Here is a 23,310-nt window from a genome sequence, read left to right as displayed (position 1 = left end):
TCTCGGTGCCGTGCTCGGCAGTCAATTTCGTGGCCAGGCGCGACAGCTCCGCCTGCACCCACTCGCGCGTGTCGGGCTCGACGATCAGGTGCTCGCGATGCCCGATCACTGCCGCCCGGATCCATCGGTCCGGGTCGTCGCCGCGGTCGACGGCCCGTTGCCGCATCCAGATGCGGCCGAGTTCGTTGCGGCCGATCGGCGTCTTGTACCCGCGGTCCCGGTGCCGGCCCCACAGTTTGTCCGGGCCGGCGGCGACGAGGAGGGCATCACCGGTCGCGGACAGCGCGGCCCGGACGACGAGATCGGCGGTCATCGCGGCGACGATCTCGCGGAGCACGGTGAACCGTGCGGTCGGCCAGTCGTCGCGGCGGACCGCGCCGGTGCCGATGCGGTGCGCGTCTTCGCTGCTCGTGGCGGGGTCGGCGATGCGATCCCACGCGATCGTCGAGGTGGTGTGCGCGGCCGCGAAGGCGTGCTCCGGTGTCGGCCAGGTCCGGCCGGCCCAGTCGATCGGCACCGGCCGGCGCAGATGCAACGGCCAGTCCGGGTGCGCGCCGAGGTCGATGACGTCGAGGGCCGTCGGGGTGTCGGTGGTTCTCTGGCGGGTCACTGCGTCTCCGTGCTGGTGGTCGTCGGATACAAGGATCGGTGACGGGTCCCGTTGTCGTCGAGTCGGGCTGCGGCGGTGACCCGCAACTGCTCTCGGGGGCTTCGCGGGTCGCATTCTTTCGACGAAGCGACCCGAACAGGTACCGGAGGAGGCCGGCCCTCGGCCACGCTGCGTCGCCGCCGGGTGAGGCGCAGACGCGATCGCCCGGGCGCGACCCGGTGCACCCTTCGACCGAAATGTCCGCTCAGGTTCCGCCAAAACCGTCCCTGGCGGACGACGAAGCAATATCTTCGTTCTCCAAGCCGGAGAGGACAGTTTCCCTGGTGGGTGGGGGCACTTCGCCCGTCCGGCTCCCTGCCCGATCACGTCGATCGCGCAGGCTCAGAGGACCAGGGGACACACGTGAATCGACATCGCACATTCCTTGCCGGGCAGTGGCGCATCGTCGTCGCCGTCGCGGCGGTCGCACTGCTCGCCGCCGGCTGTAGCGGCCGCACCGGCACCGAAACCGACAGCACCACGTCCGGACAGGGCGGATCGTCCGCGGTGTCCGCCGACTTCGGTGACCTCACCGAGGTGTGCCAGGACGGTGACGCTTCGACCGCCACCACGCAGGGCGTCACCGCCGAGCAGATCGAGGTCGGCGTCTTCTCCGACATCGGATTCACCAAGAACTCCGAATTCGTCGACGCGGCAAAGGTGTTCACGTCCTGGTGCAACGACAACGGCGGCATCAACGGCCGCACCCTCGTCGCCAACACCCGCGACACGAAACTCATGGAACCGCGCCAGCGCATGATCGAGGCCTGCCGCGAGGACTTCGCGCTCGTCGGCGGCGGCGCCGGCCTCGACGCCCTCGGCGTCAAGGAACGCCTCAACTGCCTGCTCCCGAGCTTCCCTGCCCAGGCCGTGCAGGAACGCGCCGCCGGCGCCGACCTCGAGGTCAGCGCCTCGCCGTCCAAGGTCCCCGGCTACGACAACTACGCCGGGTTCCGCACCTGGGCCGTGGACGAGGCCTACCCGGATTCGAAGCAGGCCATCGGCCTCATCAACGGCGACTCGGCGATCACCAAGGCCGTGCAGCAGATGACGCTCGAGACCCTGGACGCGATCGGCGCGAAGGTCGTCTACAACGAGCTGTATCCGACGATGGGGGTGTCGGACTGGACACCCTACGCCCAGGCGATCAAGAACAACGGCGTCAAGGGCCTGATCTTCATGGGCAGCTTCGATCAGCTCGCCAAGCTCGAAGAGGTCCTGACCAACATGGACTACAAGCTGGACTGGATCGATCCGAACAACAACGCCTACAACGCCCAGTTCCTCGACCTGCTCGGTCGCTCCGCCGATTTCCAGAACAACATCGTCGACCTCAGCGGTGTCGCCCCGCTCGAAAGCGACGAACCCGCCGTCGAACAGCTGAAGGAGCTCTACGCGAAGTACGCGCCCGACGCCCAGATCACCCTCCCCGCCATGCGCGCCTGGTCGTCCTGGTTGCTGTTCGCCAAGTCCGCAGCCGCGTGCGGCGACGAGCTGACCCGAAAGTGCGTGTACGACAACGCTCGTCAGGAAACGGCCTGGACCGGCGGTGGCTTGCACGCCGCGAACGACCTGCAGAACCCGATCCCGCCGCAGCCGTGCTTCAACGTCGAGCAGGCCACCGCAGACGGCTGGAAGCCGGCCGATTTCGATCCGGACAACGGTCTGTACCGGTGCGACATCCCCGCCCGCAAGTTCACCGCGGACTTCGGCACACCGATGACGCTCGCCGAGGTCGGCAAGACCATGGACGACGTCCAGTAGCCCGACAGAACAGAAACGCCGTGTGGCCTCGGGGATTCAGCCCGAGGCCACACGGCGTCGACGCGACCGACCGGACCGGGAACGGGGACTAACCTGATCTCGGGAGCAACAAGGCATGCTGCGCGTCTCCGTCCTGGGCGAACAGGCGATCACCGACGATGCGACCGGGGCCGTGGTGACCCGGTCGCCGCGCGCACTCGCGCTCGTCGCCTTCCTGGTCGCTCACGCCGGTACGCCCCAGCCCCGGCAGCGGCTCGCGACCCTGTTCTGGCCGGATTCCACCGACGGGCAATCCCTGACCAACCTGCGACGCGAACTCCACCATCTGCGTCACGCGCTCGGTGACGAGCCGTCACTCACGGTGACGGCGAAGGATCTGTGCTGGAGCGACACCCCGTCGAGCAGCGCCGACCTGCGCGTCTTCGACAACGAACGCGCCGCGGCGCTGCGGGCGGCCCGGTCCGGTGACGACCGCGCTCTCGTCACCCACGCGAGGAGGGCGCTGGACGCCTACAGCGGCGAGTTCCTGCCCGGCGTGTTCGACGACTGGGCACTCGAGATCCGATCCGATCGCGAACGACGATGCGTGGAGCTGTGCGATCTGCTGTCCGGCGCCCTCACCCGCACGGGCGATCCCGCCGGGGCGATCGAGGTCGCGCGTCGTCGCGTCCGGCTCGCCCCGCTCGAGGAGGTCGGCTATCGCAACCTGATGCGTCTGCAGGCCGAGACCGGGGATCGAGCCGGCGCCGCCGGTACCTATCACCGCTGCGCGTCGCTGCTCGAACGTGAACTCGGTGTCCTCCCCGATCCGCAGACGCGCGCCCTCGTCGAACAGGTTCTCGGCACCGCACCCGGCCGGCGGATCCCGGCCCGCACCGGGTGCACGACCGTCGAACTGGTCGGGCGGTCCCGCGAGATCGACCGTCTCGCCGCCGCCTGGCAGCGCGCGGCGTCCGGTCGACCGGGCGCGATCCTCATCCGCGGCGGGGCGGGCGTCGGAAAGACCCGGCTGCTCACCGAGATCGCGCACATCGCGCAGGCCGGTGGCGCGACGGTGGCACACAGCCGCTGCTTCGCAACCTCCGCCGGGCTGGCGCTGGCACCCGTGGCCGACTGGTTGCGCGACCCCGCGGTCGCGGCGGGCCGATCGGGACTCGCCCGGGTATGGCGGGCCGAGGTCGAACGGCTCGTGCCGTCCCCCGAGGCCGACGCGGATCGTGTGCGCGAGACTCGCCCCGAACGCGGGGTCGGGGCATCGGCCGACGCCTGGCAGCGGCATCGTTTCTTCGAGGGACTCGCCCGCGGCCTCGTCGGCGACGGTCGCCCGATTCTGCTGACCCTGGACAACATGCAGTGGTGCGACCGGGAGACACTGTTGTTTCTCGCGTTCTGCCTGGGCTTGACGCCCGACGCTCCCCTGCTGGTCGCGGCGGCCGCGCGGGACGACAGCTCGGAGAGCGCGGCCGCCGTCACCGAATGGGCGACCGGACTGGCCTCGTCGGGCACGGTGACGGAACTGCGGCTGGGCCCCCTGGACGCAGCGGACAGCACCCGCCTGGCCGAAGCGATCGGTGGACGATCGCGCACCATCGAGGAGCGGCGGCTACTCCACACGGCGACCGGGGGCTTCCCGTTGTACATCGTCGAAGCGATGCGGTCCGCGACCGACGGGGACGACGCGCTCTCGGTGGACGGTCTGTCGTCGGTGCTGCACCACCGCGTGGAGCAGTCGAGTCCGGCTGCGCGGGAGGTGGCGGGCCTGGCCGCCGCGGTCGGACGCGATTTCACGCTCGACTTGCTCACCACGGCAAGCGATCTCGGTGCGGTCGCGGTGGTACAGGCCGTCGACGAACTGTGGCGCCGGCGCATCGTCACCGAGTTCCGCGACGGTTACGACTTCGCCCACGACCTGCTGCGCGAGGCCGCGTACGCGACGGTCGGGCCGCCGCAACGCTGGCTGATGCACCGGCGGCTCGCCCAGGCACTCGAATTGCTGCACCGCGACGACACCGATCCGGTGTCGGCTCAACTCGCCGAGCAGTACGCCCGCGGTGGGCGCCCGGATCGGGCGGTGCCGTACTACCGGCGCGCGGCCGAGATCGCGACCCGCAGGTTCGCATATGCCGACGCGGTCCGGCTGCATCTGCACGCTCTCGCCCTGGTGCGCGAGCATCCGGGAAGCGATTCCGCCGCACGGGAACTCGCGATCCTCGAGGCCCTGGCGGCACCGCTCAACGCCCGCTACGGCTATTCGTCCCCCGAACTGCAGCACACCCTCGAACGTTCGATCGAGCTCGCCGACACGCTGGGCCGCACGGAGTCGACGATCGTCGGTCTCGTCGGGCTCTGGTCGTCGCGGTTCGTCCAGGGCGACACCGCCGGAGCGCATCGGGCGGTCACGCGCGCATTGACACTGGTGGAACCCGGAACCGAACTGTGCGGGTCGGCGCACTTCGCGTACGCGGGTTCCGCGGTGAGTCTCGGCCGGCCGGCCGAGGCGCTGGGGCATTTCGCGCTGGCCGCCGAACTCACCGCAGGCGCGCATTCGTGGACCGTCGGCACCCGCCCGGACGTGCACGGCTGCGCGTGGGCGGCACATGCGCACTGGCTGCTCGGCGACGACGACGCCGCGCGCACGCGCTGCCGGGAGGCGATCACGCTGGCCCGCCGCGGCGAGGACCCGTTCGTCCTGACCATCGCGCTCGCGTACGGCGCGGTCACCCGGCAGTTGTGCGGGGACCGGCCCGAGTTGCGCGAGACGGTCACCGAACTGCGGGAACTGTGCGACCGGTACGACTTCGCCTACTACCGGGAATGGGGACTGATCCTCGACGGCTGGTCCCGGACCGGCGGTGACGGCATCGGCAGGGTCCGGCGCGGGATTGCCAACCTGCGGGCGGCAGGTTCCTTCGCCCGGATGCCGTACTGGCTGACGCTGCTGGCGGACCTGTACCGCGAGAGGCCCGGCGACGCGCGCGCGACCCTCGACGCGGCGACGGTCGCCGCCCGGGCACGCGACGACCGGTGGTGGCTGCCGGAGGTGATGCGGATGCGCGCCGCATACGACGCTCCCCCGGACGCCGTGGCGCGACTGCGTGCTGCGGCGAGGTTGGCGGGCGAGCACGGCAGCGTTGCCCTGGTGCGTCGCTGCGACCGCGACCTCGTCGGCCTCGGCGTTCCGCCCTCGCACTGACCGGCGCGTGCCGGGCGAACGCTGCGCGAACGCCGCCTTCCTACCGTCGGAAGCAGCATGAGAAACACGCGAGAGGAGTTCGCGATGACCACGACAGCCACCCCCACCGGCACCTCGTTCGACGACCTGGCCGCGGGGCTGCGCGGGGAACTGATCACCCCGACGGACCCGGGCTACGACCAGGCCCGTGCCGTCTACAACGCGATGATCGACAAACGGCCCGCTGCGATCGCACGGTGCCGCGACACCGTCGACGTCATCGCCTGCGTCCGGTTCGCCCGGGAACGGGGCCTCGAGCTCGCGGTCCGCGGCGGCGGGCACAACGCGGCCGGGCTCGGCGTGTGGGACGGCGCGCTGGTCGTGGACCTGTCGGCGATGCGCAGCACCACCGTCGATCCGGAACAGCACACCGTCCGGGCGGACGCGGGATGCGTGTGGGGCGACGTCGACCATGCGACGGTCGGGTTCGGGATGGCCACGCCGTCCGGGTTCCTGGCATCCACCGGGGTGGCCGGTCTGACGCTCGGCGGCGGCATCGGCTATCTGACCCGCCGGTTCGGCCTCACGGTGGACAACCTGCTCGAAGCCGATGTCGTGCTCGCCGACGGATCCTTCGTGAAGGCAAGCGAGAATTCGCACAGCGACCTGTTCTGGGCCCTGCGCGGCGGGGGCGGGAACTTCGGGATCGTCACCTCGTTCACGTTCCGCTGCCACGACATCGGCGAGCACGGCACGATCATCGGCGGGCCGGTGCTCTACGACGTCGCCGACACCGCCGACGTGATGCGCTGGTACCGCGAACTGCTGCCGTCGTTGCCGGAGGAGTTGAGCGGCTGGATCGGCCTGATCACGGTGCCGCCCGCAGCGCCGTTCCCCGAGGAACTGTGGGGACGCGGGGCCTGCGCGATCGTCTGGTGCTACACGGGCCCGCACGACCGCGCCGACGAGGTGCTCGAACCGATCAGGGCGTTCGGGTCGCCGATGCTGATCGGCCTGCACGACATGCCGTTCACCGTGCTACAGAGCGCATTCGACGGACTGTATCCCGCTGGGCTGCAATGGTATTGGCGAGCGGATTTCTTCAACGAGATCTCCGATGCCGCGATCGACGTGCACTGCCGGTTCGGTGCGTCGCCGCCCACGGGGCATTCCACCATGCACCTGTATCCGATCGACGGCGCCGCCGCGCGTGTCCCCGAGAGCGCCACCCCGTTCTCCTACCGGGACGGCGGTTGGGCGGGGGTCATCGTCGGTGTGGATCCGGATCCGGCCAATGCGGAGCTCATCTCGCAGTGGGCCCGGGACTACTGGGAGGCCCTGCACCCGACGTCGGCGGGCGGCGCCTACGTCAACTTCCTGATGGAGGAAGGCCAGGACCGGGTGCGGGCGTCGTATCGCGGCAACTACGACCGGCTCACCGCCGTCAAGGGCCGCTACGACCCGGACAACGTGTTCCACATCAACCAGAACGTGCGGCCCGCCACGGATTCGGGTGCTGTCGCCACCTGAACGCCGGAAGCTCCGGTGGACGTGACCGTCGAGGGATTTACTCACCGTGAGCGTTGACCTCGCCGGGACCGGCGGCGGGCCGATAGGCTCGCCGCCATCGTTTCCCGCACCCCGGAGGTCACCATGGGTCAGCAGTTCCCGGACATCGTCTCGGTCGAGTGGCTTCGCGATCACCTCGACGATTCCACGCTCGTCGTCGTGGACTCGAGCACGCACCTGACCCTGCCGAAGGACGGGCCGTATTCGGTCGAACCGGGGCGGGCCACCTACGATTCCGCGCACATTCCCGGTGCCGTGTTCGCGGATCTGCTCACCGACTTCGCCGATCCCGATTCCGCCGAGGCGTGGACGGCGCCCGCGTCGGAGCGGTTCGCGGCCGCCTCAGGCGCGCTCGGCATCGGCGACGGCGTCCGGGTCGTCGTGTATGACCAGCACGACGGTTACTGGGCGACCCGCTTCTGGTGGCACCTCCGCCTCGAGGGATTCGACGACGTCGCGGTGCTCGACGGCGGCCTGCCCGCCTGGAAGGCCGCCGGCGCGCCGGTCACCGACACTCCTGTCTCGCCGACCCCCGTGACCTTCACCGCCCGGCGCCGCGACGACCTGATCCGGTCCACGCAGCAGGTGCGGGACGCGATCGACGACGACAACACGGTCCTTGTGAACGTCCTCGATCCCGCCACCTACCGCGGCGACACCAGCACCTATGCCCGCCCCGGCCACATTCCCGGCAGCATCAACCTGCCGGTCGCGCGGATCCGGGACCCGGAGACGGGCATTCTGCGGCCGGTCGCCGAGTTGCGGGCGCTGTTCGAGGAGGCCGGCCTGCTCGATCCGGGGATCACCCCGGTGACGTACTGCGGTGGTGGCATCGCCGCGACCGGTGTCGCGCATGCGCTCGAGCTGGCCGGGCGCGACGATGTCGCCGTGTACGACGGATCGCTGACCGCGTGGACCGCCGACGCGTCGCTGCCGCTGACGGTGGGCGCCGATCCCCGGTAGCCGCCCAGGATTCGAGCGGGGCCGGTCCCCGTCAGCCGAGCGGGTTGCCGACGATGTTCGACACGATGCCGCGGATGATGCCGGTGCCGTCCTCGGTGCGCAGTTCGTCGTACCAGGCCTGGGTGACCTCGGGATCCTTCGCGTGGGTGACGTCGCAGCGCTTGCGGGCGCGCAGCACCAGGTCACCCGCGCGGGCGGTCCTGCGGTTCTGGTAGCGGATCAAAGCGTCCTCGACGCCGAGCGTGTTGGTCTGCAGTGCGATGGCCAGCACGACGGCGTCCTCCATCGCCGAGCAGCCGCCCTGGCCGATGTCGGGTGTGGTGTTGTGCCCGGCGTCGCCGAGCAGCGCGACGCGGCCCTTCACCCACGTGTCGAACGGGTCGATGTCGAAGATCTCGACGCGGTTGACCGCGAGCGGATCGAGCATGCCGATGAGCTTGTGCACCTGCGGCGCCCATCCGGAGAAGTACTCGGAGAGAACCTCTTTCGCCTGCGACCGGTCGTAGTCGAGCCCGGCGGGCAGCGGGACGTCGAAGAAGAAGTAGAAGCGCCCGCCGGCGATCGGCATGAGGGACACGCGCTTGCCGTCGCCGACGTAGGTCGTCCACTGGGTGGCCGGGGCGATCGTTTCGTCGATGTCGACGAGCCCGTTGAAGTTGACGTATCCCGCGTAGCGCCGCTCCACGGATTCGTCGAGCACGTAGTCGCGGGTGCGGGACTTCGCGCCGTCCGCGCCGATGAGGATGTCGCCGGTGGCGGTGCTGCCGTCCGCAAAGGTCGCGGTCACGGCGTCACCGTCGTCGGCGATGTCCACCATGCGCTTCCCGAGCCGGATGTGTTCGAGGCCCAGTTCGTGCATGAGCATCGACTGGAGTTCGGCGCGCGACACCGGATACGGCCGCTGACCGGTCTGCTCGACGACCGGCCGGAGACTGAATTCGGTCATCGTCTCGCCCGTGAACCCGTCCCGGTAGGCCATGGTGTCCATCTGCCCGCCGAGAGCGGCGATCAGCTTCTCGAGACCCAGATAGTTCAGGCACTTGACACCGTTGGACCACAACGAGATCGCCGCGCCCACCGGCTTGTTCTCGACCACCTGCTCGTACACCTCGACATCCCAGCCGATGCGCCGCAACGCGATTCCCGCACTGAGTCCGCCCATTCCGGCGCCGATGATGATGGCCTTCACCCGCATTGCTCCTCACGTCGACTACGCCGATCACCGTATGGCGCTCCTGTAACATTGATTCGACACGCGTTTCACGGACGTGTTACGCCCGCCCGACCGTGGTGGTCGGGGTCGCGATCTCACCGATCCCCATCGTCGCCACCATCAAGGTCGCCATCGAACTGCTGATCGTGTTGGCGGGCAGGCAATGGCGCGCCCGCGGCGACGCATCGGTCCCGAAATGGATGCAGGCGATCGACCGGCTGAACTTCCCGAAGGCCACCGGTCTCGGCATCGCACTCTCGGCTGTCGATCCGAAGAACCTGCTGCTGTACGTCTCCGCCGGGCTGGTGATCGGCACCGGCGAAGCCGTGGTGGCGCTGGTGATCTACACGGTGATCGCGGCATCGAGCGTGCTCATCCACGTCCTCGGGTACGCGATCGCGGCGCAGCGCTTGCGCGAACGGCTCGACACCCTTTCGCAGTGGCTCCGCGCGAACAATCACCAGGTGATGGCGATCGTGCTGGTGCTCATGGGCGCTGCGGTGATCGGGAAGGGACTCGGCGGTTTGTGACGGTGGTCGAAGGCGGTCGTGCCCAACTTCGATCCGCGCTCTGATCCGCGACTATTTCCGACGAAGGAGACCCCGGTGCAACCGTACCGAAATGTGAGAGCCCCGTGAGAGGAACATCACTCTCATTTCAAGAGTGAATCGCTATTGCTCTTGAAACAAGAGTGATAGACATGAAGCATGACGGAACGGGAAGCGGCCGACGAATCGGCACAATCGGCGACGGACGGCGAACTGGCCGCCCGTGCGGCCGAGGTCGTCGAACGTATCGAGGCACGTGACGATCGACTGGTTGCGATCGAGGACCTGCACGACGGCGCCGGGAGCATCCGCGCCGCACTCGAGACCGTCGGCGGGGTGTGGGCGATGTCGATCCTGACCGCCCTGCGTTCGGGTTCGATGCGCTACAGCGAGATCAAACGGTGCGTCGCCGGTGTCAACGACCGGATGCTCGCGCAGACGCTGCAGCGGTTCGTGCGCGACGGACTCGTCGAACGTCGCCCCGTCCCCGGGTCGGCCAGCCGCGAGGAATACGCGCTGACCGATATCGGTTTCGAAATATGTTCCGCGATAAGTGAATTCGTCTACGTGGTGATGAAGCTTGCGCCGCGGGTCGCCCAGGCCCGAGAGCGTCACGATGCCGAGCAGTCCGGCACGGACCCCAACTGACCGGCCGGTCCCGCACACCTCACCCCCCTCCACGCGCACAACAAGGAGCCACCTCATGCCCTCCATCGTCGTCATCGGTCCCGGTCGTCACGGCACCGCCATTGCAGCACTGTTCGCGTCCCACGGCGTGGATGTGACTCTCCACCACCACAATCCGGCCAAGGCTCGCGCTGCGGCGGAGATCGTCCGCGCGGTTGCCGCCGCCGGAACCACCGTCACCGTCGAGCCGGACCTCGTGTCCTCGGTTGCGCACGGCCAGGTGGTGGCACTGACCACGCTGTGGGATCGGCCCCAGCGGGAGGTCATCGGGAACCTCGGTGCGGCGCTGCAGGGAAAGGTCCTGCTCGACGTTTCCAACCCGCTCGACGTCACACCCCACGGCATCGTCCCGCGCCGTCCGAGCGAGGGTTCGGCCGGTCAGTTCGTCGCCACGCTACTGCCTTCCGGAACGGGCCATGCCAAGGCGTTTTCGAATCTTGCGACCGCTTTCGTCAACGAGGGCGCCGACCAGGACCCGCCCGCGGTGCTGCCCTTCCTGGCGGATTCCGAGACCACCGCGGAGGTCGTCCGGCCGTTGCTGGCGCAGACGGGATGGCTGCCGTGGCTGGTCGGTGACATCTCCCGATCCCGTGACCTCGAGATCGGCGGACGGTTCAACGACGTTCACGGCAGGTACGGGCGGTCCCGGCTCGACGCCGACGAGTTCCGGGCACTGGCCGGTGACGAACCGGTCTTCGCGCTCTGACCACCGACCGAGAGGACGTCGCCATGACCACATCACAGACCACCTACCGCGCCGCCGTGGTGCGCAAATTCGGGCCGCCGGACGTCATCCGGATCGAGAACCTGCCGGTCGGTGAGCCCCCCGCCCCCGGCGTCGTGCGGGTGGCGGTGCGAATCGGCGGGCTCAACCCGGTCGACGCCCGCATCCGCTCCGGCGCGTTCGGTGGCGCGGTCCCGCACGTGCCGGGCACGGAGTTCGCCGGCACCGTGGTCGCCGTCGGTGCCGGCGTCGGCGACTACACGGTCGGCGACGACGTGATCGGCTTCGGCACGCCCGGAGCCGACGCCGAACTCGTCGACACCGACCCCGGCCGGCTCGTGCACAAGCCCGCCGCACTGGACTGGGCCGTCGCAGGCGGACTGTCGGGCGTCGGTCAGAGCGCGGTCACGGCGATCGAGGCGACCGATGCGCGAGCCGGTGACGTCGTGGTGGTGCACGGCGCTGCTGGTGGCGTGGGGACGGTCCTGACCCAGCTGCTGGTCGCCGACGGCGTGACGGTGGTGGGCACCGCCGGCGAATCGAACCAGGACCACCTGCGTGACCTCGGCGCGACGCCCGTCGTCTACGGCGACGGCCTCGCGGACCGGATCCGAGAGGCCGTACCGGGAAGGGTCACCGTTTCGATCGACCTCGCAGGCACCGGAGAGGCCGGGGACGTGGCCACCGCTGTGCGGCGGTCCGGCGGTCGGGCCGTGACCCTGGTCCCGGAAACCGCGACCTCGCACGGGGTACCCCTCGTGCGGGTGCAGCGGTCACCCGAGAGACTCGACCGACTGGTGCACGCCGTCGTCGACGGCGCGCTGCGTTTGCCCGTGCGGACCGTCCCGTTCACCGACATCGTGGCGGCGCACCGCCTGCTTGACGCCAAGCACTCGCGCGGCAAACTCGTCCTGGACCTGTCGGGCAACCCGTTCCTCTGAGGTCTCGACGCGGCGCGCGGGTGGCCTGCCGTCACCGCGCGCCGCCGGCCGGTATGGCGAAACCCACAGTCGAGGTCGTTCGCTGGGGTGGCGGTTTCGGGGGCGCGGTCGGTGATGATCGGCTCCGCCGGCGTCTCCCTCTGCGCGCCGAGCTTGTTCACGCGGTCCTGCCGGTACGACGCGGGCCGGTACTTGCGCGGCTGCGGCCGGGGCTCGAGCGTCGCCTGCGGAAGCTGTTGATCCGCGCTTTGATCCGCGGCTATTTCCGACGGAGGAGACCCCGGTGCACAGGATGCACCGGGGTCTCGTCGTCTGTGCGCTGGGTCTACCGAGGCGCTTTGCGCTCAGGGCTCTGCCGAAGCACTCAGGGATTCTTGTGCTCGATCTTCTCGTACTCGGCAACCTCGCCCGCATCGTGTGCGCGCTCCTCCGCCTCCTTCGCCTCGAGCTGCTTGGCGACCGCATCCTTGAGGGAGACCTTGACGGGCTCGGCGGCCTCCTCCTCGGCCCTGCGGATGCGCTCTTCTTCCCTCTTCTTGGCCGTCTCGGCGGCCCGACGCTTCGCGGCGGCCTCCTGATCGGCCTTCGCGATCTCGGCGGCCTTCTTCTGCTCGGCTTCCTTCTCGGCCTGCTTCGCGCGTTCCTGCGCACGCTCCCGCGCCTGCTGGACTTCCTCCTCACGATCGCGCCGTGCGGCTTCCTGCTCGGCGGCGGCCCGCTCACGCATCCGACGGAGTTCGGCGTCCGCGGCACGCTTCTCGGCCTCGGCCTGGGCATCGAGTTTCTCCGCGCGCTTCACAGCGTCGGCGTGTTCGGTGGCGCGCGCCCCGCGCATGGCGATCTCCTGGTCGTCGAGCACGCTGCCGACGATGCCGTCCAGCATGCCCAGCCCCCGCTCGTACATCAGGCGCGGCGGGGCGTCGGTGGGCAGGAAGAACCGCAACTGCTGTTCGATCAACCCGAGGGGGAACCGGGCGATCATGTACTGCAGTCGCAGGACGCTCTTGGGCACGGTGGTGAGGTTCATCGGCACATCTCCAACTTCGATGGGGGTACAGCTCCGGTAGGGAATGTCGGGGGTGTTCGTCAGCGATCCGGCCCGTCGGTCAGCGACCGATCGAGGGCTTCGGCCTTGCGGCGTTCCTCTTCGGCCTCCAGACGTGCGCGTTCGGCGTCGTGGGAGGCGCGACGGTGGTTCTCGTCGGCGGCTGCGACCTCCGCAGCAGCATCCGTGACCTGGGCGTTCTCCTCGCGGCGTGCCTGCTGCTCGGCAGCCGTGGCCTGGCGGGCTGCGTCGGCCTGTTCCCGGACCACGTTCTCCTGGTATTCGAGTTCGGCGGCCTGCTTGCGGACCCGCGCCTCTCGCTCGGCCTGCGACTCGGCGGCCTCGGTCCGGTCCTGCACGGCCTCGCGTTCCTGCCGTCCGGCTTCGCGCACGGCGTCGAGTTGTTCGACCGCCTCTTCGCCCTCGGCTTCTGCCATGTGGGAGAGGGTGTCGGCCTTCCTGGCCTGCCGGGCCTGTTCCTGGTCGAGGCGGCCTTCGGTGGTGAGGGAATCGTTGCCGGTCAGAGCTCCGGCGACCTCCTTCGCCTTGCCGACCACGGTCTGCTTCAACCCGAGGCGTGCCTTGTCGGATGCGCTGTCTTCGGCCACGCTGATCTCCTTCCGTACGGGACACGAAGAGGACGGTCCCGCGGGAAGGGGTAGCCCGGCGCGGTCGGCTTCAATCCTCGAGAAGCTCGAGCGGGTGGATGTGCGCGCCGACGAGGTCGACGAGATCACCAGGACCTCGTCACCCAGGACCTCGCGATTCGTCTCGACCGAAGCCGCACCACCCGATACTGCGCGACGCATCAGCATGTCCATGAGAGTGCGCAGCGCCTGGTCGACTAATACAGGGCCGTGTGGCAGATCGTCTTTCCTCAGTCGCACCACCGCTACCCGGCCGCGGGCATATCCCGGCTCTTACACTGGCCGACAAGGACTTTCGAGTCTGCGCGATGTCAGTAGCCGAAATCGTATTCAATTGCCACCGTCCACCCTGGTACTCGACGCTGATGTCCGTCGTCCACGACGGGCGGAAGCTGAACACCTCGTGCTTGATGGTGACGTCTTACCGACCGTTTCGGAACGACTTCCGCGTGCAGGGTCCCGCAACCCACCGGTGGGAATCCGGTTGGTTACGAAATCACTCCTCTTCTTCGATGACGTGAACCGCGGCTTCCTCGGCCGACGCCGCTCCCCCGTCGATTCCGGCGTCCCCGGCCCACAGCTCGGATTCTTCGTCGCTGCCGAGTCCGTCGTCGTGGGCCACGAGTCGGCCGGCGCGTCGGTCACCGACCTCACCCATGTAGCGCTGCCCCGGTATGACCGCGTCGACGTCCGGTTCGGAGGTGTCGAACGCGGGGTCCGGTTCTTCGGCCGAGATCCGGTGCGCGAGGCTGCCGCCGTAGCGCACCTCGTCACCGGTCGTCCCCGTCGCGTTCATCGCCAGCGGCCGCTCGGGCGGTGAATAGCCCTCGTCGAGCATGTCGGCGACACCGCGGTCGTCGAGCGTGTCCTCGGGTTGAAGCTGATTGTCCTCGTCGACGCTGTACTCACCGCCGTACCCGTCGTCGCGTGCGTCGTCGATGTTCATGAGTCCAACGATGCCCCTACGACCCCCTTCGTGCATACGGATCGGTACCGAATAGCCAGGGATACGCTCCACGATCCCGGGGTACACGTCAGGATTGAAAGGCAACCCACCACGGGAGGAAGCATGATCCTTCGCCGAATCGCCCGACCGATGCTCGCATCGATCTTCATCGCCGGGGGTGTCGACGCCCTCCGCAGTCCGTCGGGGAAGGCCGACGCGGCACAACCCGGCCTCGAACAGGCCCTGGCGATGCTGCCGAACTCGGTCACCGAGCGCATTCCCGACAATCCGGAAGTGCTCGTGCGAGTCAACGGTGCCGTGCAGGTCGGGGCCGGCGCGCTGCTCGCCGTCGGTAAGGCGCCCCGGATCGCGTCGCTGGTTCTGGCCGGCACGCTGGTACCCACCACGGTCGCGGGACACGACTTCTGGAACGTCGAGGATCCGGCCAAGCGAGCGATGCAACGCACGCAGTTCATCAAGAACGTCAGCCTGCTCGGTGGCCTGCTCATCGCCGCCGCCGACACCGAGGGCAAGCCGTCGTTGGGGTGGCGGGGCCGGCGAGCCGCCCGGCACGCGCAGGAGAAGGTCGTCGCGGTGTTGCCGAGCCACCACGCCGAGAACAAGGACGCGCTCGGGGACGGTCTGCACGCGGTCGGCGAACGTGTCCGTGCGTTGACGGGCGATGCCGCCGAGCTCGCGGAAACCGCCCGTGGCCAGGGAAGTCATCTCCTCGAAGTCGCGAAGGACCGCGCCCCGGTCATCGCGGAATCCGCGCGGGAACGCGGTTCCGGTCTCGCGGAGGTCGCCCGGGAGCGCGGCGCGGAACTGCTCGAGGTCGCCCGCGAGCGTGGGCCCGAACTCGCCGAACTCGCCCGGGAACGCGGCACCGAACTCGCCGAACTCGCCCGCGAGCGCAGCGCCGAACTCGCCGAACTCGCCCGCGAGCGCGGGCCCGAACTTGCGGAGACGGCGCGCGGCCGCGGCCTCCGGTGGTGGGAGACGGCGCGCGAACACGGAACGGAATGGGCACACATCGCCGAGGAGCAGGCCGCGCTTCGGGCCCGGGAAGCCCGCGCGCTGGCCGAGGAGGCGCGCGAACGACGGCACCACCTGGCCGGCTGACCCCGGCTGATTCTGCACAGCGCCGCGGACGGCACTAGACTTCTCGGGCAATTCTGTCGACGCCCGCACGACGCGCCGACACATCACGACCCGAGGAGACCCTTTGCCGTCCGACGGCCTGTCGCACCCTGATCACGAGCGTGAGCAGGCATACCTGTCGATGCTGTACGGGCATCTCGATTCGCTGCGCGAATACGCACAGACCCGGCTCGGTCGGGTGCTGCTCGAGACCGGCGGCACGCCCCAGGCGCGCAGCGAACGCGAGTCGTTCACGCAGATGTACACCGAGGACCTCGCCAAGTACGACGCCGCCGAGCACGGGCTGTGCTTCGGCCGCATCGACGTGCGCAACGGCACCGACGGGTCCCATCCGGGTGACGTCGACGGGGGCAACTCCGACGGGATCGACGACACCGAGGTCCGGTACATCGGCCGTCTCGGAATCCTCGACGAGGCCAACGACTTCGAGCCGCTGCTGCTGGACTGGCGGGCACCGCTGGCGCGGCCGTTCTATCTCGCGACCCCGGCGGCACCGGAAGGTGTGATCCGCCGCCGTCACATCCGCAGCCGCGGGCGCACCGTGACGGCGCTGAACGACGAGTACCTCGATCTCGAGGTTGCGCAAGCGCACGGCACGACGACTCCGGCGGGCGGTGTCGCGGGCGAATCGGCGCTCCTCGCGGCGTTGAACGCGGCCCGTACCGGTCAGATGCACGACATCGTCGCCACGATTCAGTCCGAGCAGGACGCCATCATCCGCTCCGAACACAAGAGCGTCCTCGTCGTGCAGGGCGGTCCCGGGACCGGCAAGACCGCGGTCGCCCTGCACCGTGCGGCGTACCTGCTGTACACGTACCGCAAGCAGCTCGCGAAGGCGGGCGTGCTCATCATCGGCCCGAACTCGACGTTCCTCGACTACATCGGCCAGGTGCTGCCGTCGCTCGGTGAAACCGGCGTGCTGCTGTCCACGATCGGCGACCTGTATCCGGGTGTGCGTGCCGAGCTCGAGGACGACCTGGCCACCGGGCAGGTCAAGGGTTCGCTCGACATGGTCGACGTGCTCAAGAAGGCGGTGCGGGACCGGCAGGAGGTACCGACGAAACCGGTGCCACTGATGTTCGACTCGTACCGCATCACGCTCGACCGCAAGACCGTCACCCGCGCGCGGGGCCGGGCCCGGTCGTCGCGGCGTCCGCACAACCTTGCCCGTCCGATCTTCGTCTCGGCGGTGATCGAGGCGCTCGCCGACCAGCTCGCGGAGCTGATCGGCACGAATCTGGTCGACGGCGGGAATCTGCTCAGCCGCGACGACATCGCCGACATCCGCTCGGAGATGCGTGCCGATCCGGACATCCTCGCGGCGATCGACGCGCTGTGGCCGCAGCTCACCCCGCAGCAGGTCCTCACGGATCTGCTCGCGTCCCGGGAGCGGCTCGCGTCGGCGGCGCCGGCGTTGACCGAGGAGCAGATCGAGCTGCTGCACCGGCCGCGTTCGGGTGGCCGGTTCAGTGCCGCAGACGCGCCGCTGCTCGACGAACTGGCCGAGTTGCTCGGCGTCGACGATGCCGCGGACCGGGAACGGGCCGCGCGGCGGTGGCGGCGGCAGATCGCCGACGCCCAGGGCGCACTGGACATTCTCACCGGATCGGCACCGCAGGATCTCGAGGACGACCTCGACCCCGAGCTGCTGATGGCCTACGACCTGATCGACGCCACCCAGCTCGCCGAGCGGCAGGATCTGCGCCGGCACGAGACCACCGCCGAGCGCGCCGCCGGGGACCGCACCTGGACCTACGGTCACGTGATCGTCGACGAGGCGCAGGAGCTGTCGGCGATGGCCTGGCGAATGCTGATGCGGCGTATCCCGAATCGGTGGATGACCGTGGTCGGCGACACCGCACAGACCGGCGATCCGGCGGGCAGTTCGTCGTGGCGGCGGATCCTCGAACCGTATGTGGCGAACCGGTGGCGGAAGGCGGAGCTGACCGTCAACTACCGCACCCCGGCGGAGATCATGCAGGTGGCGCACTCGGTTCTCGCTGCAATCGACCCCGAGCAGGTGCCCCCGCGGTCGGTGCGCGAGTCGGGTTTCGCGCCGTGGGCACGGCACGTCGACGCCGACGATCTCGCGGAGGCGGTGCAGCAGACGCTCGCCGCGCAGGACGGCCCGGGCCTGACCGCGGTGATCGTGCCGCATCGGCTGGCGACCGAGTGGGCGCATCTCGAGGGGCCGTCGGTCCGGGTGGCGACGGTCCGGGACGTCAAGGGCCTCGAGTTCGACGAGGTGCTGCTCGTCGAACCGTGCGACATCCTCGACGAGTCGCCGCGCGGCCTCAACGACCTCTACGTCGCGCTGACCCGTGCGACGCAGCGACTGGGCGTGCTGCACACGTCGGCGCTGCCGGAGGTGCTGGACGGACTGCACGAACCTGCCGAATGCTGATCGCCGCGCCCGCACAGGATCCGCTGCCGAGGTTTCGAGATCATTTCGCGACCCCGGCACGGTAGGTTGCGAGCGGACCGGCGGGGGATGCGTAAGGAGGCGCGGTGGTTGGCAACGCGAGGTGGTACGGGCCGCGGCGCGGCGCGTCCCGCCGTGTCCGGGTGCTGCTGCTGGCCCCGATGCTGCTGATGGCCGCCGCCTCCGCGAGTGCGGTGGCGTGTTCGTCGGCGACCGCGTCGGACAGCGCCGCGGAATCGTCGATACCGGTGGCAGCCTCGTCGTCCGTGTCGGTCACGACCGCACCGCCGTTGCTCGACGAGCGGGGTGAGCGCCTGAAGGAGGCGCTGGGCGAGGCGGGTCTGGCGTCCGGGCTCACGGACGGGACGGTGCTGGCGGTCGCGCGGGGGTTGTGCGATCAGGTGGCGGCGGGTCTCCCCGAGGAGCGGATCCTCGACACGGTCCGGCCGATCGCGACGTATGCGGCTTCGGTGTCCGGAACGGCGTTGTCCGGCGACGACGCGGCACGGCGGTTCGTGGAGACCACGGTGGGTAGCTACTGCTGACCACCCGCACGCGTGCCACCGCCCGCCCCGGACGATCCGGAGCGGGCGGGAGCGCAGGTCAGCGGACGGTGTGGACGATCAGGACGTCGGAAGTCGACTTGCGGGCGACATCCGAGGGAACCGAGCCGAGGAGACGGCCGGTGATGGTGTTCAGGCCGCGGTTGCCGATGACGATCAGGTCGGCTTCGAGTTCCTCGACGAGGGCGAGCAGCGACTCGACGGGCGCTCCCACGACGGCGCGTTCGACGACGTTCTTGGCGCCGGCGACGATGGCCTTCTCGCGTGCGGTGCGCAGGATCTCGTTGCTCGGCGCGGATCCGGTGACCTGGTACGCGTCGGCGCCGAGCACGTCGGCGGCGTGGGCGGTGTCCTTGGGATCGGCCGGGTAGTAGGCGCACGCGATGACGAGGCGGGCTTCGGAGTCCCCGGCGAGAGCGGCTGCCTTCTCCACGGCCCGGTACGACGACTCGGATCCGTCGGTTCCGACGACAATGGTCCGGTAGGCGCTCATTCAATCCTCCATCGATACGGGTAATCGGTTCCGGTCGAGGTGATCTTGATAAGAGTCCCCCGACTGCGTCGACAGTAACCGGCCGATCGGTACGGATGGTGTGTTTGGGGCAGATGCCACACCTGCCGCGGTCTGCGCCGGGAACCACTCACAGCGGTTGATGTTACCGCGCGTCACCGTAACGTGGACCGAACAGCGTGGCGGGGAAGAGCCCCGAGTCGGTGATCGTGTCGCGCCACGGCAGCGCCAGGTCGAGGAGCCGCTCGACATCCGATTCGCCGAGCGCCGCCCACGGTGCCGCCGCGAGGTCGTCGGTCAGGTCTTCGACGAGCTCGCGAACCTCGAAGCCGTCCCCGGTCAGCTCACCGCGCCGGTCGAGAAGTCCCCGTGCGCGCAGTTCGGATGCGGTACCCGCCCATTCGTCCTCGGTCCAGCCGCGGCGGCGACGCGCGTACTCCTCACTGAACCCGATCCCGCTGGCGGTGTGGGTGATCAGCGCCTCGAGGCCGTTGAGCCCCGCGGTCTGCAGGGCCGCCACGTGGCCGTCGCCGCGGTACTCGCGCAGCAGGGTGAGGGCGTGCCACAGCACCAGGTGCGGGGCGTCGGGCCACGGCAGGTCCGCGTGCGCGGCGTACAGCGGCCGACCGTCCGGTCCGGGGATCGCCCGGGCCGCGGTTGCGGCGAGTTCCGCGGCCTCCGCCATCTCCGCCGACGCGATCACGTCGGCGCCGAGCAGTCGGCGCAGCGCGGCATCGACACCGGCGACCCGGGCGGCCGCGACGTCCCGAGGGGCGGCGTCCTGCCAGGCCGCCGGGATCACGGACGCCACCAGCCGGGGACTGAAGTTGTAGAAGACGGCGGTGACGACCCCGGCGCCGACCGCGCCGAGCGCCGCGGACCGGGACGCGAAGTAGCGGACGCGTCCGGACGCGAGTCCGACGGCGCCGAGCGCCTCGTCGACCTCGGGTGCGAAGTAGACGAACGAGTGCAGCAGTTCGAGGGAGCGGGCGGCGCGGCCGGCGGCGTGGGAATCCATGAGCGGTAACGCTACTGGAGCCCGGCCGCGTCCATCCCGCGGAGTTCCTTCTTCAGATCCGCGATCTCGTCGCGCAGCCGGGCGGCGAGTTCGAACTGCAGGTCGCGGGCGGCCTGCATCATCTGGTCGGTGAGCTGCTGCACCAGGTCCGCGAGTTCGGCGCGCGGCATGGCCTTCACATTCTCGCCCTCGTACACGCCGGAACTGACCGCGCGGCCGGCTTCGCCCTGGGCGCGCCGGCCCCGGGAGGCGTTGCGTCCGGATCCCGCGACCTCGACGGAGTCGTCGGCCTCCTCGTACACCTGGTCGAGGATGTCGGCGATCTTCTTGCGCAGCGGCTGCGGATCGATGCCGTGTTCGGCGTTGTAGGCGATCTGCTTCTCGCGGCGCCGTTCGGTCTCCTCGATGGCCCGCGCCATCGAATCGGTGACCTTGTCGGCGTACATGTGAACCTCGCCGGAGACGTTGCGGGCGGCACGGCCGATCGTCTGAATGAGGCTGGTGGTGCTGCGCAGGAAGCCTTCCTTGTCGGCGTCGAGGATCGCCACCAGCGACACCTCGGGCAGGTCGAGACCCTCGCGCAGCAGGTTGATGCCGATGAGCACGTCGTACTCGCCGAGGCGCAGCTGGCGCAGCAGTTCGACGCGGCGCAGGGTGTCGATGTCCGAGTGCAGGTACCGGACCCGGATGCCGAGCTCGAGCAGGTAGTCGGTGAGGTCCTCGGCCATCTTCTTCGTCAGCGTGGTGACGAGGACACGTTCGTCGCGGTCGGCGCGTTCCCGGATCTCGTGGACCAGGTCGTCGATCTGCCCCTTGGTCGGTTTGACGACCACCTTCGGGTCGACCAGACCCGTGGGCCGGATGACCTGCTCGACGAACTCGCCGCCGGCCTGCCCCAGCTCGTAGGGTCCCGGGGTCGCGGACAGATAGACGGTCTGGCCGACGCGCTGGGTGAACTCTTCCCAGGTCAGGGGCCGGTTGTCGACGGCGGACGGCAACCGGAACCCGAATTCGACGAGGTTGCGTTTGCGCGACATGTCGCCCTCGTACATCGCCCCGATCTGCGGCACGGTGACGTGCGATTCGTCGATGACGAGCAGGAAGTCCTCGGGGAAGTAGTCGAGGAGGGTCGCGGGCGCGGAACCGGCGGCGCGGCCGTCGATGTGCCGCGAGTAGTTCTCGATGCCCGAGCAGAAGCCGACCTGCCGGATCATCTCGATGTCGTACTGGGTGCGCATCCGCAGCCGCTGCGCCTCGAGCAGTTTGCCGCGGTTCTCGAGATCGGCGAGGCGCTCCTCGAGTTCGGCTTCGATGTCGCGGACCGCGCGTTCCATCCGTTCGGGACCGGCCACGTAGTGGGTGGCCGGGAAGATCCGCAGGGAGTCGACCTTGCGGATGACGTCCCCGGTGAGCGGGTGCAGGTAGTAGAGCGCGTCGATCTCGTCGCCGAAGAACTCGATGCGCACGGCGAGTTCCTCGTAGGCGGGGATGATGTCGACGGTGTCGCCCTTGACCCGGAACGAGCCGCGGGTGAAGGCGAGGTCGTTGCGGTCGTACTGCACGTCGACGAGCAGTCGCAGGAGCGCGTCGCGCGGCACCTCGACCCCGACCTCGAGCTGGATCGAGCGGTCCAGATAGGACTGCGGGGTACCGAGGCCGTAGATGCAGGACACCGACGCGACCACCACGACGTCCCGGCGGGACAGCAGCGCCGAGGTCGCGGAGTGCCGCAGTCGTTCCACGTCGTCGTTGATCGACGAGTCCTTCTCGATGTAGGTGTCGGTCTGCGCGATGTACGCCTCGGGCTGGTAGTAGTCGTAGTACGACACGAAGTACTCGACGGCGTTGTGCGGCAACATTTCCCGCAGTTCGTTGGCGAGCTGCGCGGCGAGGGTCTTGTTCGGCGCCATCACCAGGGTGGGCCGCTGGACCCGTTCGATCAGCCACGCGGTGCTCGCCGACTTGCCGGTGCCGGTGGCGCCGAGCAGGACCACGTCCTTCTCCCCCGCCTTCAGCCGCCGCTCGAGTTCGTCGATGGCGGCCGGCTGGTCGCCTGCCGGCTGGTGGTCGCTGACCACCTCGAACCGGGCCGCGGTCCGTTCGATCTCGCCGACGGGCCGGAACTCGGAGTGCGCGACGACCGGATGCTCACTTGCGAACGCCATGCAGACCAGGGTAGGCGGTGCCACCGACACCGTCGGGTTTCGATACCCGGACATCCGGAGCACGGGCGGTAGCGTTCTCCCCATGTCCGCCGCGAAGCTGCACCACGTGAAGACCGAGACGTTCGATGTCGACGCCCGCACCAACACCGACCCGAAGGGTTTCGTGCGTCCGGTCGACGAGTATCGGGTCGAACCGTGGGGCCTGTACATGGCACGGCCGGCGGATCATCCGGAGTTCGGCTATCTCGAATCGTGGCTGCTGCCCGAGCCGGGGCTGCGCGTGTCGATCTTCCACTTCCGCCCCGGGTCCGAACGCGACCAGGACCGGTACATCGACGTGGGCGATTTCTGGGCCGAGGGATCGGTGTGGCATTCCCGCGATCACTATCTGGACCTGGTGGTGCGGACGGGCCGGGGCACCACCGTCGAGGACGTCGACGAGTTGTTCGCCGGGGTCGCGGCGGGCCTGCTCGAGCCCGAGGACGCCGAGCGCGCCGTGCACATCGCGCTCGCCGCGGTGGACGGCATCGCCGCGCACGGCTACGACCTCGACGCCTGGCTCGCCTCGCGCGGGATGCCGCTCACCTGGCGGTGACCCCGAC

21 protein-coding genes are annotated in these 23,310 nt (G+C 69.4%); 12 read left to right on the top strand and 9 right to left on the bottom strand.

Features of this window, described 5'->3' with window-relative positions; genetic code table 11:
- Positions 1-610: NADAR family protein (locus M1M07_RS26015; protein ID WP_248676025.1), on the bottom strand; the 610-nt coding region annotated here is incomplete at its 3' end.
- Positions 611-1,012: 402 nt separating this feature from the next.
- Here M1M07_RS26015 and M1M07_RS26010 point away from each other — a divergent pair.
- From M1M07_RS26010 to M1M07_RS25995, 4 genes are all read left to right on the top strand, one after another.
- Entirely contained in the window at positions 1,013-2,413 is a 1,401-nt protein-coding gene (locus tag M1M07_RS26010; RefSeq protein WP_248676024.1) for an ABC transporter substrate-binding protein, read from the top strand.
- A 115-nt stretch (positions 2,414-2,528) separates the two neighbouring features.
- A complete protein-coding gene (locus tag M1M07_RS26005) occupies positions 2,529-5,606 on the top strand; it encodes an AAA family ATPase (protein WP_248676023.1) in 3,078 nt (1,025 codons plus the stop codon).
- Between the two features lie 84 nt (positions 5,607-5,690).
- Complete coding sequence (locus tag M1M07_RS26000; protein ID WP_248676022.1) at positions 5,691-7,115, top strand: FAD-binding oxidoreductase; 1,425 nt, start codon at positions 5,691-5,693, stop codon at positions 7,113-7,115.
- A 123-nt stretch (positions 7,116-7,238) separates the two neighbouring features.
- Positions 7,239-8,117: a sulfurtransferase gene (locus M1M07_RS25995; protein ID WP_248676021.1), complete on the top strand. Its 879-nt coding sequence runs from the start codon at positions 7,239-7,241 to the stop codon at positions 8,115-8,117.
- A gap of 31 nt (positions 8,118-8,148) precedes the next feature.
- Here M1M07_RS25995 and hpxO read toward each other — a convergent pair whose 3' ends face one another.
- Positions 8,149-9,312, bottom strand: a complete 1,164-nt coding sequence (hpxO, locus tag M1M07_RS25990) for an FAD-dependent urate hydroxylase HpxO (RefSeq protein WP_248676020.1) — start codon at positions 9,310-9,312, stop codon at positions 8,149-8,151.
- 92 nt (positions 9,313-9,404) lie between these two features.
- Between hpxO and M1M07_RS25985 the strand changes: the two genes are divergently transcribed.
- The 4 genes from M1M07_RS25985 (at position 9,405) to M1M07_RS25970 (ending at position 12,230) form a co-directional block, all read left to right on the top strand.
- Positions 9,405-9,860, top strand: a complete 456-nt coding sequence (locus tag M1M07_RS25985; protein ID WP_248676019.1) for a GAP family protein — start codon at positions 9,405-9,407, stop codon at positions 9,858-9,860.
- A gap of 177 nt (positions 9,861-10,037) precedes the next feature.
- Entirely contained in the window at positions 10,038-10,526 is a 489-nt protein-coding gene (locus M1M07_RS25980) for a helix-turn-helix domain-containing protein (RefSeq protein WP_197255610.1), read from the top strand.
- 55 nt (positions 10,527-10,581) lie between these two features.
- Positions 10,582-11,271: an NADPH-dependent F420 reductase gene (locus M1M07_RS25975; RefSeq protein ID WP_248676018.1), complete on the top strand. Its 690-nt coding sequence runs from the start codon at positions 10,582-10,584 to the stop codon at positions 11,269-11,271.
- A 23-nt stretch (positions 11,272-11,294) separates the two neighbouring features.
- Positions 11,295-12,230 (top strand): NADP-dependent oxidoreductase, encoded by a 936-nt coding sequence (locus M1M07_RS25970; RefSeq protein WP_248676017.1) that lies wholly within the window; start codon positions 11,295-11,297, stop codon positions 12,228-12,230.
- A gap of 364 nt (positions 12,231-12,594) precedes the next feature.
- Here M1M07_RS25970 and M1M07_RS25965 read toward each other — a convergent pair whose 3' ends face one another.
- The 3 genes from M1M07_RS25965 to M1M07_RS25955 all read right to left on the bottom strand — a co-directional run bounded on the left by M1M07_RS25965 (position 12,595) and on the right by M1M07_RS25955 (position 14,868).
- Positions 12,595-13,257: an IF2 family translation initiation factor gene (locus M1M07_RS25965; RefSeq protein WP_197255604.1), complete on the bottom strand. Its 663-nt coding sequence runs from the start codon at positions 13,255-13,257 to the stop codon at positions 12,595-12,597.
- A 59-nt stretch (positions 13,258-13,316) separates the two neighbouring features.
- Complete coding sequence (locus M1M07_RS25960; protein WP_248676016.1) at positions 13,317-13,883, bottom strand: CsbD family protein; 567 nt, start codon at positions 13,881-13,883, stop codon at positions 13,317-13,319.
- 535 nt (positions 13,884-14,418) lie between these two features.
- The gene (locus tag M1M07_RS25955; RefSeq protein WP_197255602.1) at positions 14,419-14,868 is read right to left on the bottom strand and encodes a DUF5709 domain-containing protein; all 450 of its coding nucleotides are present in this window, start codon (positions 14,866-14,868) and stop codon (positions 14,419-14,421) included.
- A 123-nt stretch (positions 14,869-14,991) separates the two neighbouring features.
- On the opposite strand from M1M07_RS25955, the gene M1M07_RS25950 reads away from it, so the two are divergent.
- Positions 14,992-15,990 (top strand): DoxX family protein, encoded by a 999-nt coding sequence (locus M1M07_RS25950; protein WP_248676015.1) that lies wholly within the window; start codon positions 14,992-14,994, stop codon positions 15,988-15,990.
- 160 nt (positions 15,991-16,150) lie between these two features.
- Positions 16,151-18,433: an ATP-binding domain-containing protein gene (locus tag M1M07_RS25945; protein WP_248676026.1), complete on the top strand. Its 2,283-nt coding sequence runs from the start codon at positions 16,151-16,153 to the stop codon at positions 18,431-18,433.
- Between the two features lie 40 nt (positions 18,434-18,473).
- Here M1M07_RS25945 and M1M07_RS25940 read toward each other — a convergent pair whose 3' ends face one another.
- Positions 18,474-18,728: a hypothetical protein gene (locus tag M1M07_RS25940; protein ID WP_248676014.1), complete on the bottom strand. Its 255-nt coding sequence runs from the start codon at positions 18,726-18,728 to the stop codon at positions 18,474-18,476.
- On the opposite strand from M1M07_RS25940, the gene M1M07_RS25935 reads away from it, so the two are divergent.
- Positions 18,718-18,996: a DUF732 domain-containing protein gene (locus M1M07_RS25935; protein ID WP_248676013.1), complete on the top strand. Its 279-nt coding sequence runs from the start codon at positions 18,718-18,720 to the stop codon at positions 18,994-18,996. The two genes, M1M07_RS25940 and M1M07_RS25935, sit on opposite strands and share 11 nt — an antisense overlap.
- A 58-nt stretch (positions 18,997-19,054) precedes the next feature.
- Here the strand turns inward: M1M07_RS25935 and M1M07_RS25930 are convergent, their stop codons facing one another.
- The 3 genes from M1M07_RS25930 to uvrB form a co-directional block, all read right to left on the bottom strand.
- A complete protein-coding gene (locus M1M07_RS25930) occupies positions 19,055-19,507 on the bottom strand; it encodes a universal stress protein (RefSeq protein ID WP_197255598.1) in 453 nt (150 codons plus the stop codon).
- Between the two features lie 163 nt (positions 19,508-19,670).
- Positions 19,671-20,543 carry a hypothetical protein gene (locus M1M07_RS25925; protein WP_248676012.1) on the bottom strand — a complete coding sequence of 291 codons (873 nt, stop codon included), beginning with the start codon at positions 20,541-20,543 and terminating at the stop codon, positions 19,671-19,673.
- Between the two features lie 11 nt (positions 20,544-20,554).
- Positions 20,555-22,708 (bottom strand): excinuclease ABC subunit UvrB, encoded by a 2,154-nt coding sequence (gene uvrB / locus M1M07_RS25920; RefSeq protein WP_248676011.1) that lies wholly within the window; start codon positions 22,706-22,708, stop codon positions 20,555-20,557.
- A gap of 82 nt (positions 22,709-22,790) precedes the next feature.
- Between uvrB and M1M07_RS25915 the strand changes: the two genes are divergently transcribed.
- The gene (locus M1M07_RS25915; RefSeq protein WP_197255594.1) at positions 22,791-23,303 is read left to right on the top strand and encodes a DUF402 domain-containing protein; all 513 of its coding nucleotides are present in this window, start codon (positions 22,791-22,793) and stop codon (positions 23,301-23,303) included.
- Positions 23,304-23,310 lie beyond the last annotated feature (7 nt).

The sequence above is a fragment of the Rhodococcus sp. HM1 genome (genome assembly GCF_023218075.1).
Taxonomy (GTDB): Bacteria; Actinomycetota; Actinomycetes; order Mycobacteriales; family Mycobacteriaceae; genus Rhodococcus.
This window is presented reverse-complemented; position numbering and strand designations above follow the sequence as displayed.